This window comes from Pontibacter pudoricolor (genome assembly GCF_010092985.1).
Classification (GTDB): Bacteria; Bacteroidota; Bacteroidia; order Cytophagales; family Hymenobacteraceae; genus Pontibacter; species Pontibacter pudoricolor.
Window position 1 is genome coordinate 2,840,254 of the sequence record NZ_CP048106.1, and the last position, 12,107, is coordinate 2,852,360.

The 12,107-nt window shown below is 46.8% G+C and carries 12 protein-coding genes, 1 pseudogene and 1 riboswitch; of the genes and pseudogenes, 8 read left to right on the forward strand and 5 right to left on the reverse strand.

Features of this window, described 5'->3' with window-relative positions; all coding sequences use genetic code 11:
* Nucleotides 1-23 precede the first annotated feature (23 nt).
* Complete coding sequence (locus GSQ66_RS12250) at nucleotides 24-788, forward strand: LytTR family transcriptional regulator DNA-binding domain-containing protein (RefSeq protein WP_162427738.1); 765 nt, start codon at nucleotides 24-26, stop codon at nucleotides 786-788.
* An 81-nt stretch (nucleotides 789-869) separates the two neighbouring features.
* Here GSQ66_RS12250 and ahcY read toward each other — a convergent pair whose 3' ends face one another.
* Nucleotides 870-2,177: an adenosylhomocysteinase gene (ahcY, locus tag GSQ66_RS12255; RefSeq protein ID WP_162427739.1), complete on the reverse strand. Its 1,308-nt coding sequence runs from the start codon at nucleotides 2,175-2,177 to the stop codon at nucleotides 870-872.
* Between the two features lie 145 nt (nucleotides 2,178-2,322).
* Nucleotides 2,323-3,048, reverse strand: coding sequence for a DUF4397 domain-containing protein (locus GSQ66_RS12260; RefSeq protein ID WP_162427740.1), 726 nt, complete (start codon nucleotides 3,046-3,048; stop codon nucleotides 2,323-2,325).
* Nucleotides 3,049-3,221: 173 nt separating this feature from the next.
* Here GSQ66_RS12260 and GSQ66_RS12265 point away from each other — a divergent pair, with 173 nt between their 5' ends.
* Nucleotides 3,222-4,403, forward strand: coding sequence for a THUMP-like domain-containing protein (locus tag GSQ66_RS12265; protein ID WP_162427741.1), 1,182 nt, complete (start codon nucleotides 3,222-3,224; stop codon nucleotides 4,401-4,403).
* A gap of 331 nt (nucleotides 4,404-4,734) precedes the next feature.
* Here the strand turns inward: GSQ66_RS12265 and GSQ66_RS12270 are convergent, their stop codons facing one another.
* Complete coding sequence (locus GSQ66_RS12270) at nucleotides 4,735-5,064, reverse strand: hypothetical protein (RefSeq protein ID WP_162427742.1); 330 nt, start codon at nucleotides 5,062-5,064, stop codon at nucleotides 4,735-4,737.
* A gap of 56 nt (nucleotides 5,065-5,120) precedes the next feature.
* Here GSQ66_RS12270 and GSQ66_RS12275 point away from each other — a divergent pair, with 56 nt between their 5' ends.
* Nucleotides 5,121-5,414: a hypothetical protein gene (locus tag GSQ66_RS12275; RefSeq protein ID WP_162427743.1), complete on the forward strand. Its 294-nt coding sequence runs from the start codon at nucleotides 5,121-5,123 to the stop codon at nucleotides 5,412-5,414.
* 124 nt (nucleotides 5,415-5,538) lie between these two features.
* Nucleotides 5,539-7,095 carry a glycosyltransferase family 39 protein gene (locus tag GSQ66_RS12280; RefSeq protein WP_162427744.1) on the forward strand — a complete coding sequence of 519 codons (1,557 nt, stop codon included), beginning with the start codon at nucleotides 5,539-5,541 and terminating at the stop codon, nucleotides 7,093-7,095.
* Nucleotide 7,096: 1 nt separating this feature from the next.
* On the opposite strand, the gene GSQ66_RS12285 is transcribed toward GSQ66_RS12280, so the two are convergent.
* Nucleotides 7,097-7,738 carry a DNA-3-methyladenine glycosylase gene (locus GSQ66_RS12285; RefSeq protein ID WP_238395662.1) on the reverse strand — a complete coding sequence of 214 codons (642 nt, stop codon included), beginning with the start codon at nucleotides 7,736-7,738 and terminating at the stop codon, nucleotides 7,097-7,099.
* 366 nt (nucleotides 7,739-8,104) lie between these two features.
* Nucleotides 8,105-8,310, forward strand: a riboswitch (cobalamin riboswitch).
* A 102-nt stretch (nucleotides 8,311-8,412) separates the two neighbouring features.
* Here GSQ66_RS12285 and GSQ66_RS18975 point away from each other — a divergent pair.
* The 4 genes and pseudogenes from GSQ66_RS18975 (at nucleotide 8,413) to GSQ66_RS12295 (ending at nucleotide 11,449) form a co-directional block, all read left to right on the forward strand.
* Nucleotides 8,413-8,745 (forward strand): hypothetical protein, encoded by a 333-nt coding sequence (locus GSQ66_RS18975; protein WP_238395663.1) that lies wholly within the window; start codon nucleotides 8,413-8,415, stop codon nucleotides 8,743-8,745.
* A pseudogene (locus GSQ66_RS19250) lies at nucleotides 8,727-8,789 on the forward strand (hypothetical protein); the annotation flags it as partial. The gene GSQ66_RS18975 and the pseudogene GSQ66_RS19250, both read left to right, overlap by 19 nt.
* A 6-nt stretch (nucleotides 8,790-8,795) precedes the next feature.
* Nucleotides 8,796-10,313 (forward strand): TonB-dependent receptor, encoded by a 1,518-nt coding sequence (locus tag GSQ66_RS12290; RefSeq protein WP_238395664.1) that lies wholly within the window; start codon nucleotides 8,796-8,798, stop codon nucleotides 10,311-10,313.
* 23 nt (nucleotides 10,314-10,336) lie between these two features.
* Entirely contained in the window at nucleotides 10,337-11,449 is a 1,113-nt protein-coding gene (locus GSQ66_RS12295) for a DUF5074 domain-containing protein (RefSeq protein ID WP_162427745.1), read from the forward strand.
* A 294-nt stretch (nucleotides 11,450-11,743) separates the two neighbouring features.
* Here GSQ66_RS12295 and GSQ66_RS12300 read toward each other — a convergent pair whose 3' ends face one another.
* Nucleotides 11,744-12,007: a hypothetical protein gene (locus GSQ66_RS12300; RefSeq protein WP_162427746.1), complete on the reverse strand. Its 264-nt coding sequence runs from the start codon at nucleotides 12,005-12,007 to the stop codon at nucleotides 11,744-11,746.
* Between the last annotated feature and the right edge of the window lie 100 nt (nucleotides 12,008-12,107).

Genomic DNA, 12,107 nt, shown 5'->3' on the forward strand with positions numbered 1-12,107 from the left:
TTTTAACGTAAGTACCTAATGCTATGACAAAACCTAAAATTCTCATATCAGAAGACGAGGTCATTATTGCAGAAGATATTGCTGCATGCCTGAAGGATCTGGGGTACGAAACGTGTGCCATAGATACCGGGGAGGATACGATTGATATGATCCGGGAAACTCACCCTGACCTTGTATTACTGGACATTAACCTGAAAGGAGACACTGATGGTGTGGATATTGGCTCACGCATCAGGCAGGAGTTCAATATCCCTTTTATTTACCTGACCGCCTACGCAGACAAGTCAACTATAGACAGGGCAAAAAAGACAGAGCCTGACGGGTTCCTTGTGAAACCTTTTGACGAAAAAAGCCTGCGCTCAACTATAGAAATTGCGCTGTACAAATATGGCCATAAACCGAATGGAAGCGGAAACCCTAACGGAAAAAATAACCACGAGCAACCTGACCCGGGACCAAAAGAGCAGGAAGCATCGCAGGACTACATCTTTGTAAAAGTGAAGCACCGCATTATTAAGGTAATGTACAGCGATATACTATGGGTTGAAGCCTACGATAATTACTCGTTTATAGTAACCACCGATCAGAAATACCTGGTAAGCTCCACATTAAAAGATATGGAGAGCAAGCTCCCGTCGCATAATTTTGTGCGCGTGCACCGCTCCTATATTGCCAACCTTGATAAAGTAGATGCCCTTGAAGAAAATGCTGTTGTGTTCAGCAAAGGTGAAGTACCTATAGGTAAGTCTTACAAAAAAACGCTTATGTCACGGTTTAACATACTATAGGCAACTATAGTTGGAACTATAATAACAAAGGCCGGTGCATTGCTGCACCGGCCTTTTATAGTTTAAAGGATATTCCTTTACTTAGTATCTGTAATATTCCGGCTTAAACGGACCTTCTACTTCCACGCCAATGTAGGCAGCCTGATCAGCAGAAAGCACATCCAGTTCTACACCAATTTTGCCAAGGTGCAGGCGGGCTACTTTCTCATCCAGGTGCTTAGGCAGTGTGTATACGTTGTTCTCGTATGCTGCTGCGTTGGTCCAAAGCTCCAGCTGTGCCAGTGTCTGGTTAGAGAATGAGTTAGACATTACAAACGATGGGTGACCAGTAGCGCAACCAAGGTTAACAAGGCGGCCTTCAGCCAGAACTATAACATCTTTTCCTTCGATGTTGTAAAGGTCTACCTGAGGTTTGATCTCATCTTTTGTATGACCGTAAGCACCGTTTAACCACGCCATATCGATCTCGTTATCGAAGTGACCGATGTTACAAACGATAGCCTTATCTTTCATAGAGCGGAAATGCTGCTCTGTAATGATGTCTTTGTTGCCTGTAGCTGTAACTATAATATCAGCCTCTTTCACGGCATCAACCATCTTCTTCACAGCAAAGCCATCCATAGCAGCCTGCAGCGCACAGATCGGGTCAATCTCGGTAACTATAACGCGGGCACCTGCACCTCTAAGCGAAGCAGCAGAACCTTTACCCACATCACCGTAACCGGCAACAACAGCCACTTTACCAGCCATCATCACATCTGTAGCACGACGGATCGCATCTACCAGAGATTCTTTACAGCCGTATTTGTTATCGAACTTAGATTTTGTAACGGAGTCGTTCACGTTAATGGCAGGCATGGTAAGTGTACCGTTTTTCACGCGCTCATAAAGTCTGTGCACACCGGTAGTAGTTTCTTCTGAAAGGCCTTTAATACCCGGAGCCAGCTGCGGGTAAACATCCAGTACCATATTCGTTAAGTCACCGCCATCATCCAGGATCATGTTAAGTGGTTTGCGGTCTTCGCCGAAGAACAAGGTCTGCTCAATACACCAGTCAAATTCTTCAGCAGTCATACCTTTCCAGGCGTAAACGGAGATACCGGCAGCAGCAATGGCAGCAGCAGCGTGGTCCTGTGTAGAGAAAATATTGCAGGATGACCAGGTAACTTCAGCACCCAGTTCAACTAGTGTTTCGATCAGAACAGCTGTCTGGATCGTCATGTGAAGGCAACCGGCAATGCGGGCTCCGGCTAATGGCTTGCTTGGGCCAAACTCCTCACGGATGGCCATAAGGCCCGGCATTTCAGCTTCAGCCAGTTTAATCTCTTTGCGGCCCCAGGCTGCCAGCGAAATATCTTTTACTTTGTACTTCAGGAATGTATCTACCATTTTTTATGCTTTTCATTTGAAAACTCAAAATTACGGATTTTGTTACGCAAATCAATAAATAGTTAAGCAACAGCTGTTAGCAAAAAGCAGCACCTGCCACCAGGCAAATGCTGCATTGCTGTAACTATAGATTTACACCTGCTTTTTATTTTTTGTGTTCTATTATTTCTGCACCCAGGGTATTTGTATTGCCGGTTGGCGGAGCTACAAAGCCATTGGCAAACACGGTGTAAATCTTACCTGCCTCCAGCACTATACCATTTAAGGGCAGCACTGCAGTACCTCCATTATCGGTGCGAACATCTAAATTATAGGTACCCGCTGGCACAGATGCAAAGGCTGTCGCATCGCGGTAGCTCTGCGCGTCAAAAAGAACAGACTCATTTGCAGGGTCAGTAACGTTTACAATGTCTACCGCAGGGGCATCCGGGGCAAGGTGCACAAAACGTACTCTGGCATTACCGCTCGCAGGAGCTGACAGGTCATCGGTCAGAACGAGCAAACTCAGATCAGCATCATCGTCTTCGGCTACCGTTCCGGCGGCAAAAACAGTGTAAAACTTCTCATCATCAAAATCAAAATCTGTATTTAATACCGTGGTCTGAGTGCCCGCTGCATTCACTTTCAGATCTCTGTCGCCTGCTTCAACGGTCAGGTAGTCGGTGTTATCAGGATAAGAAAGATTGGCTCCGGCTACTTCATCATCCACTAAAAAATCGACGGCATCAGCGTCCGGCGAAGCATGCACTACCATAACCATAGCTTCCCCGGTCTGTACAGGTGGGATAGTATCATCATCGTCATCGTCACAGCTTGTTAACATTGCTACCGGCAAAACAGCCAGTACCATAAATCTCATCCATTTTTTCATAGCTTTCTTTTCTTTAGGTTAATGATAATATTACTTGTAGTAGTACAACCAGCTGGTATTTAAAAGGTTTAACTATAGTTACAGGTTACAAAAGACCAGTTAGCAGGTATTCTGATTTAAGCATTACTTTTGTTGTACAGCCCGATTATAACGCCGGATAACTTTACTGGAGTATGCGTATTTTTACAGAACCCGAGAAACAGTTTATAACTGAGCACCTGCACCAGCAACCGTCTGCGCTTATGCTGCAAGCCAGGCGTTATCCTGATCTGCCTGTTTCCGAGCTTGTACAGCAGATACAGGCACGGCAGAAAGCCATGGCAAAGCTTCCGGCCTGGGCTAAGAACACCGACCTCATCTTCCCTGCCAATATTTCTGTAGAGCAAAGCTCATCTGAGGCTACGGCTACTTTTAAAGCCGCGCTGGTCTCGGGCAAATTGCTGATTGACCTGACCGGTGGTTTCGGTGCCGATAGTTATTATTTCTCTAAAAGCTTTGCGCAGGTGATACACGTGGAACAAAACCGGGAGCTATCAGAGATTGCCAACTATAACTTTGGCTTGCTGGGCGCAGCCAACATACAAACTATAGCTACCACCGCTGCAGCGTTTCTTCAGGATTTTACCGGCCATGCCGATGTTATTTACTTAGACCCTGCCCGCCGCGGCGACCATTCAGAAAAACTGCATCTGCTACAGGACTGTGAACCGGATATACTTGGGTTGTTGCCCGTTCTTTTACAGAAAGCGGATAACATTTTACTAAAGGCTTCGCCGATGCTGGATATAGAACTGGCGGCAGCGCAGTTAGGCAAGGTGGCAAAAATATGGGTGGTAGCGGTGCAGAATGAATGTAAGGAGGTTTTATACCTGTTGCAGCAAACCCCGCCGGCGCAACCGGAGCGCGAAGCAGTTAATATTAAAACAGATGGCAACATCAGCACGTTCAGGTTTAATGCCGGGCAGGAACAAACTATAACGCCCCCCTACTCCGATCCGCTGACTTATCTTTATGAGCCCAATGCAGCTATTCTGAAAGCTGGCGCTTATAAAACTATAACACAGCAATCTACAGTAAGTAAACTGCACCCCAACAGCCACCTTTACACTTCCGATACGCTGATCTCAGATTTTCCGGGGCGCGTGTTCCGGTGTACTGGCGTAAGCCGGTTTAATAAAAAGGAACTGCTTGCCCGCCTGCCACAAAAACAGGCCAACATTACCATCCGCAACTTCCCGGACACTGTTGCCGGCATTCGTAAAAAGACAGGTATTAAAGAAGGCGGAAACCTGTATTTGTTCTTTACAACGGATATGCATCAGAAGCCGCTCGTACTTTACTGCGAGAAAGTATAGGTATCATTTCAAAAAAAAATCGCATCCCTGCAGAGCCGAATAATTACCGCTTATCCGTGAATTATACCGTACCTGATCTACATTAAGACGCCCCATTTAGCTATTGAATTGCTTACATATCAACTACATACATCTTTTGTTATACGTTTATAGTGCTATATACTGATTGGTTAAGAAATGTTGTTAAATTACAACTTGGCCTGCTTGCTATATAGTGGTAAAACATTAACTGACTGGCTTTTACATCGTAAACAGAACATGTACCCCGAGGGTGCATATGTTTTACTTAAACTATGAAAGCTATGAAACGCAATAACCCGAGCAACAAGGCTCAAAACAATTCAGGCTCAAATATCAATTCGCGCAACATGAGTTCTTCTTCGCAGAATTCTTCGTCAATGCGTGGTTCTATGTCTTCGCAAGGTAGTTCTTCCAACTCAGGAGGTTCATCTTCTTCAGGCAGAACATCTAACCTAACCAGTGGCAGCAACTCAAGATCCGGCAGTTCCGGACAAGGACGTGGCTGGCACGGCGACCCGCAAGGACATGCTAAAGCCGGGAGCCAAAGCCATAAAAACAGCAGCTCATCTTCGGGCTCTAACAACAGATCTGGCAACAAGTAATCAACTATAGCTAACAGACTATAAATGGCTTCAGGCATTCTGAAGCCATTTATAGTTTAAAGTGATATCAGCAACCTCAGTAAACTATAAAGCCATGAAAAACAATCAGAATAATAAGAACCAGGAGCAGCAGAACCATTCATCGAGTAACCCTGGAAACTCTTTTGAGGCAGGGAAACAGGGCGGACAGAAATCGCAGCAGATAACCAACCAGGGAACAAACAAATCTACGCAAGGCAGTACAATGGAGACTGACCAGAGCGGACAGAAGGACATTTCGAATAGCCTGAAAAACGATGCCGTAGGTAACCGTGGAGCAAACGATTATACGCCGATGAACCAGACTGATAACGAACTTGGCACCGAGAAGCGCCGCAACAACAAATAACAAAATATAAGTTTAAAAAGGAGAGCAGCTTTAGTTAATGGCTGCTCTTTTTTTGTGGCTATAGTTCTGATTTATAGTTTATATTTACTATTCACTATACATCCTTCTAACCAACTATAGAGCAATGGCCGCAAAACAGATCCGCAACACCCTTGTACTTGCTGGCTTTATAGTTTTAAAGTTTGTGCTGCAATACATTCTGGTGGATGGAGCATACGACCTTCACCGCGACGAATTTCTGCACCTGGACCAGGCAAACCACTTAGCTGCTGGTTATCTTTCGGTGCCGCCATTTACGGCTTTTGTTGCCTGGGTAATACAGGTGCCAGGCAATGGTTATTTCTGGGTACGTTTTTTCCCGGCTTTATTTGGTGCGCTAACTATAGTTGTGGCCTGGAATATGGTTTCTGAACTGAAGGGTGGCCTTTATGCCAGGATCTTGTGTGCTACGGCTTTACTCTTTTCGGTGCTGTTGCGCATTAATATACTGTTTCAGCCTAACTCTTTCGATATACTCTGCTGGGCGCTTACCTTCTATCTCTTTATCCGGTTTCTGCATACGCAGCAGGCAAAATGGTTTTACTGGCTGGGTGCAGTTATCGGCTTCGGTTTCCTGAATAAATATACGATACTTTTTTTGGTAGCCGGGCTGGCTTTAGCCTTAGTGCTATCCCCTTACCGGAAACTGTTTTTACAGAGAGAGCTATACATTGCCGGGCTCATTGCGCTTATAATTGCATCTCCGAACATAGTCTGGCAACTGCAGCATAACTTCCCGGTTGTAGCGCATATGCAGGAACTAAAGGCTACGCAGCTCAATAATGTTAAGCCCACTGATTTCCTGCAGGACCAGGTTCTTTTCTTTATCGGCTCTGTCTTTTTAGTGCTCGGGGCGCTGGCAGCTTTTATAGTTTACCCGCCATTTAAACCCTACCGGTTTATCGGTATTTGTTTTATAGTTGTAATGCTGCTGTTCCTTGTGTTTAAAGCAAAAAGTTACTACACCATAGGTTTGTACCCGGTTCTGATCGCGTTCGGAAGTGTGTATTGGGAGCAGTTGTTTAGCCGTGGCTGGTTGCGCTATACCAGGCCGGTGTGGCCATTGGTAACTATAGCTTTGTTTGTGCCGATCGTAAATGTAGTCTTTCCGGTACTGAGCCCTGCCGAGATACAGGTGAAAGCCGGGAAATTTAAAGACCTGAACCTGCTGAAGTGGGAAGATGGCAAAGACCACCTGCTGCCCCAGGATTTTGCTGATATGCAGGGCTGGCAGGAACTTACCCAAAATGTAACCGCAGCCTACCAACTTATCCCCGGCTCCGAAAAAGCCCGGACACTCATACTCTGCGATAACTATGGACAGGCTGGAGCCATTAACTACTATGGCCACAAATCGTTACCACAGGCGGTATCTTATAATGCCGATTACATTTACTGGTTTCCGGATCTGCCAGCTATCGAGCACATTATTCTGGTGAAAGAGAAAGGAGAAGCGCCGCTACAGGAATCAGAAAAGCAATACATAGGCAGCATTAAGCAGATTGGCAGCATTACAAACCCATATGCCCGCGAGCAAGGCACAACCGTTTATCTACTCAGCAATGTTGATCCATTTGTAAGACAATACTTGTACAAGAGGCTCGCCGTTAAGCAAAGCCAGCCCTTCCAGATTGCTGATTAGGTCACTTTCTGCTTACCCATTTGCTGTCTTTAATATAAAAACGCCAGGGCAGGAGGGCATCGTCGCCGGCGTAATCGATGCCCACACGTGGAACAGTCATAATACTTTCTTCAGGAATGGTTTTGCCTTTGTCTTCAACCCAGATAGTATTTCCGGTTAAGCTTTCGCCGTAATGTTTGCGGTTAATGCCCAAGGCAATGCTCATCACGCCGGGGCCGGCAGTCAGGTTGGGTTTTATAGCTGGTATGTTCCGGCGCAGCAGCATTTCTTCCACACCAATTTCAGGCTCTACAGCTCGTATCAGTACTGCATCGGCTTTGCCTTCTATGTTTGTTATGATATTGAACAGGTTATAGATGCCATACACCAGGTACACGTAAGCTACGCCGCCTTCGTGGTACATAATTTCGGTGCGGGCAGTGCGGCGGTTCAGGTGGGCATGGCAGGCACGGTCGTTCTCGCCGGAGTAAGCTTCTGTTTCCACGATCATCCCGCCTGTCAGCATGCCATCTACAGAAGTATACAGGTATTTTCCTAGCAACTCCTGCGCTATCTGCACCACGTTGGGCCGGGTGTAAAAGTCCTTTGTAAGCTTCACTTTATAATGATTAATGTTTAATGATGAATGAGTAATGGTACGCATGAATTTAGTTGAAGTAACTACTTATCATTATTGAATCTTTATTATTCATTAATTACCTGCAAAGGTTAAACTATAGTTTATAGTTTGCGTGAGGGATGGAGCGGTTGTCTGAGCTCCTTTAGCGACGCAGGAGCTAAAGAGCGAGCCGCGAGAGCCCGACGGCTGTGCCGGCACGCCCTTTCCTTTAAACTATAAATTCCCTGAACTACAAATCTTAATACATTCTGCAGTTGTAACCCCAACTATAAACCCACCTCTACCCCTCCCGAGAGGGGAATCAGCCAACTACTGCGAAATTAACTGTAGGCCTTTGTTAAGTTATTCATCACTAAAAATCATTATTCATTCATCATTATAAATTATTCATTACTTTTACACCCGATTGGTGGCTGTAACTATAGTCTATAGTCTCAGCCTTAAAAGGGAAACAGGTGCAATACCTGTGCTGTTCCCGCAACTGTATTCTTCATTAAAGGGGTTAGCCTAACACCAAAGCCACTGTACACAAACCGTATGGGAAGGCAGGCTGATCTGAAGAGAGCCAGGAGACCTGCCAGTCCGGACAATGATTTGTCGTATGCTTTCGGGTAAAAAGCTGCACAGTTTCTGCCTTTTCCGGCTCCTACTGCTCACTTTCTGCCCACTTGCATGCTTCGGGATAAAAGCATTTTAAGGTGGCGAACCGTATCTTATTTTTTATAGTGCTGGCTATAGTTGCCTTGCCCGCCACAGCGCAGCAAGACACCGCAGCTTACCAGTTGCGCAGCGTAGAAGTATTTGGCAAACCCGCCGAAGTTTACGCAGCCGGCAGCCGCGTTACAACTATAGACAGCGCCTACCGGCAAACCTATAACAGCAGCTCATTAGCCGATGCCCTGCAGGCCCGCACCCCGGTTTACTTCAAAAGCTATGGCGTAAGCGGCCTTTCCAGTGTATCCTTCAGGGGACAAATGCCTCTCAAACAGCAGTACTCTGGAACGGGCTCAACATCGGCTTACCAACCTTAGGACAATCAGATTTCTCGACGCTTCCATTAAGTGGTTTTGGCGACATTTCGGTGCAAAGCGGTTCGGCGGGTGCAGCTTATGGCAGCGGGGCAATAGGCGGAGCTGTTTTGCTGAGCTCTCCCAACTATAACGGCAAAGGCTTCGGGCTTAATCTGCAACAGGAAGCAGGTAGTTTTGGCCGCTATTTCAGTAATGGCAACATCAACTATAGTTCGGGCAAACTACAGCTTGGCCTTGGGGCTTACCTGCGCAACGCCGAAAATAATTTCACCTACAAGGATTTATCGCAGTTTGGAAAGCCGGAGCGCACCGAAGAGCACGCCGAACAAAAGCAGTATGGCTTTACCCAGGACCTGGCCTGGATGTTAACTGAGAACACAAAAATAGGCCTGCACAGCTGGTACACCTTCGCTGACCGGGAACTGCAACCCGCCATGGGCTCGGCAAGCGGCGCAGAGCAACGCGACAAGAACCTGCGCCTGATGACGCAACTGGAACACGAAAGCAACTGGGGCAAAACCGATGTAAAGCTGGCCTACTTTAAAGATTACCTGAACTATACCAATAACTCCCTCAACTCTGTTGCCGATGTGGAAACCTACCAGCTACAGGCCGAACAAACGTATACCAGCGGCGAGAACTGGAGCCTGCGCGGAGGCGTAAACCTGCAGCATTTTATAGCAGAGAACGATGGTTACGCCGGTACCAAACAGGAAAACCGGGCAGCTATATTCGCCCTTTTCCGCTACGACCCTACCGAAACGATTGACCTGAGCCTGAACCTGCACCAGGCTTTTGCAGAAGACTATAACCCTGCTCCTACGCCGGCTTTGGGTGTTAACTGGAAATTTTACCAACACGAACAGCACCAGCTCTTTTTGAAAGGGAATGTTTCGGGCAGCTACCGGGTGCCCACCCTGAACGACCGCTTCTGGACCGGAGCCGGCAACCCTGACCTGAAACCTGAACAAGGCTGGAGCGAAGAAGCCGGCCTGCGCCACCTGTTTATAGTTGGCAACACCCTTTTACTCGAAACCGAAGCCACCGCCTACCACATGCTGATAGATAACTGGATACAGTGGTCACCCCAACCAACCGGCCTGTGGCGACCTGTAAACCTGCAGAAAGTAAGAGCCATGGGCATAGAACTAAGCCAGCAGCTGACAGCAACTATAGGAACTATAAAACTGACAGGATCTGCAGGCTACACTTACACCTCATCGGAGCAGGTAGAAGTTTATGAGGGACAAGGCGACAAAGGCAAACAACTGATGTATGTACCGCTGCACAAAGGCGTACTGGCAACCGGCATCAACTATAAAAACTGGCAGCTGCAAACCAACCTGAACTATACCGGCCCGCGCTACACCACCAACTCAGAAACCAGCCACTTAGACAGCTTTATACTGGTGAACGCAGCCCTCAGCAAACAGCTGCAGCTCGGGCAAAGCAGGCTTATAGTTGACGTACGGGCAGATAACATTACTAATGAAGTGTACCAGACCATGGCTTACCACGCCATGCCGTTGCGGGGCTATACCCTGAGCTTACGATTTCTTATTCCTTAACAATATTATCTAAAACTATAAAAATGAAACGTACCCTACTTCGCGGCTTTTACACAGCTGCCCTGCTTTTTACAAGTGCTTTTACCTTTACCAGCTGCGACGAAACCGAAGAGATAAGCCCGGATATACACAACGCAAAAGTAAGAGGCCCCTACGACCAGGAAGGCGTTTTTATACTGAATGAAGGCAATTTTGGTACCCCGAATGGATCCATCTCTTTCCTGAGCGACAGTACAGGCCACCAGGTTAAGAATAACATTTTCAGTACTGCAAATGAGCAGCGCCCCCTGGGCGACGTGGTGCAGAACATGGTACTGCATGATACGCTGGCCTATATTGTGGCTAACAACAGTAACAAGATAGAAGTAGTAAATGTCTTCACGTTTAAAACGATTGCTGTTATAGAAGGCCTGAAACAGCCGCGCTATTTCGCTGCACTGGACGGCAACAAAGGCTACGTAACTGAGTGGGTAGCCTATGGTGGCAATGGACGTGTATCGGTTATCGACCTGAAAACGAATGCCGTGCTTAAAACTATTACGGTGGGCGAAATGCCCGAGCAACTCCTGGTAGTAAAGGACAAACTATATGTAACCAACAGCGGTGGCAATTCCATCTCTGTCATCAACACAACTACCGATGCGCTGGCGGGTACCATCCCAACCCCAGACGGACCAAGTGAAATGGTACTAACCAAAGACCAGCACATCTGGGTACTAAGTGCCGGCAAGGTGGTGTATAAAGACGATTGGTCGGGGATTGATTACACGAAAACCACACCGGGTTCACTTAGCAAACTCAATACGGCTACGTCAGCCATCGATGCAACCTTTACTTTCCCGGGTAACCAAAGCATCCCAAAAAACCTGACTATAAACGGCACCGGCGATAAGCTGTACTTTAATTATGAGGATAAAACATTTGTACAGCCCGTAAACGCTGGCGTGCTCAGCAACACCGTCATCATTAACCGTGGTTTCTATGGCATGGAAGCAGACCCTGAAACCGGCAACATATACGGTTCCGACAATAATAATTTCAGCGGCGACGGCACAGTATTTATCTTTAGTTCCGAAGGCGTTAAACTAAAAGAATTTAAGGCAGCCATCGGCCCCAACGGGTTCGTATTTAATTAAGTCTAAAGTTGGTTGTTTAAAGGCTGCTTCTGTAATGGAAGCAGCCTTTTTTGTTTTATAGCTTCCTGTTTGGTTTTAAGATGAAGGATAAACCCTTCCTGCCTCCTTCCGGGAGAGGAATTTCTGTTGCAGTTCTAGTTTTAACCCACCCCTACCCCTCCCAAGAGGGGAATTCCGGCTGTTGTTATAGTTAGCGGCTATAGGTCTATAGTTACAGACCAGGATCGGACAGGTCGCGACCTGTCCCTACGGAAATACCAACACGATAAAGCGATGCAACTATGGCCTTTCAAACTAAAGACGAACTATAGCTATCGAACTGATCACAGTCTTTGGGTTGAGCGCCTTGTAGATTTCCGGTGCCGCAGGCATTTCGAGGTACGAGAAAAGGAAATGTACACCGCGCGATGCCCGAAGACGGGGCCTCCCGGCCGTGAGGGCACCAAAGCCAACTATAGAACAATAGGCATGTAAAGCTCCCAGGATTGGAGGATATTTGAAAGAAAAGGCTTGGTTCCGGCTGCAACTATAACCAACTATAGAATCCAGATTCCTCACAGCTGCGCTGGCTCTCTTCGAATCGCGTCTCAAGAATGTTCGAAATGACAAAAGCAGAATTATAGGACATATAAGATCCCTCGACTTAGCTCAGGGATGA

What these genes read in the sequence shown, in the direction of transcription:
- ahcY (WP_162427739.1), bottom strand. Translation starts at nt 2,177, where the DNA reads ATGGTAGATACATTCCTGAAGTACAAAGTAAAAGATATTTCGCTGGCA.
- GSQ66_RS12280 (WP_162427744.1), top strand. Translation starts at nt 5,539, where the DNA reads ATGGCCGCAAAACAGATCCGCAACACCCTTGTACTTGCTGGCTTTATA.
- GSQ66_RS12295 (WP_162427745.1), top strand. Translation starts at nt 10,337, where the DNA reads ATGAAACGTACCCTACTTCGCGGCTTTTACACAGCTGCCCTGCTTTTT.
- GSQ66_RS12265 (WP_162427741.1), top strand. Translation starts at nt 3,222, where the DNA reads ATGCGTATTTTTACAGAACCCGAGAAACAGTTTATAACTGAGCACCTG.
- GSQ66_RS12285 (WP_238395662.1), bottom strand. Translation starts at nt 7,738, where the DNA reads ATGCGTACCATTACTCATTCATCATTAAACATTAATCATTATAAAGTG.
- GSQ66_RS12250 (WP_162427738.1), top strand. Translation starts at nt 24, where the DNA reads ATGACAAAACCTAAAATTCTCATATCAGAAGACGAGGTCATTATTGCA.
- GSQ66_RS12275 (WP_162427743.1), top strand. Translation starts at nt 5,121, where the DNA reads ATGAAAAACAATCAGAATAATAAGAACCAGGAGCAGCAGAACCATTCA.
- GSQ66_RS12270 (WP_162427742.1), bottom strand. Translation starts at nt 5,064, where the DNA reads ATGCCTGAAGCCATTTATAGTCTGTTAGCTATAGTTGATTACTTGTTG.
- GSQ66_RS12260 (WP_162427740.1), bottom strand. Translation starts at nt 3,048, where the DNA reads ATGAAAAAATGGATGAGATTTATGGTACTGGCTGTTTTGCCGGTAGCA.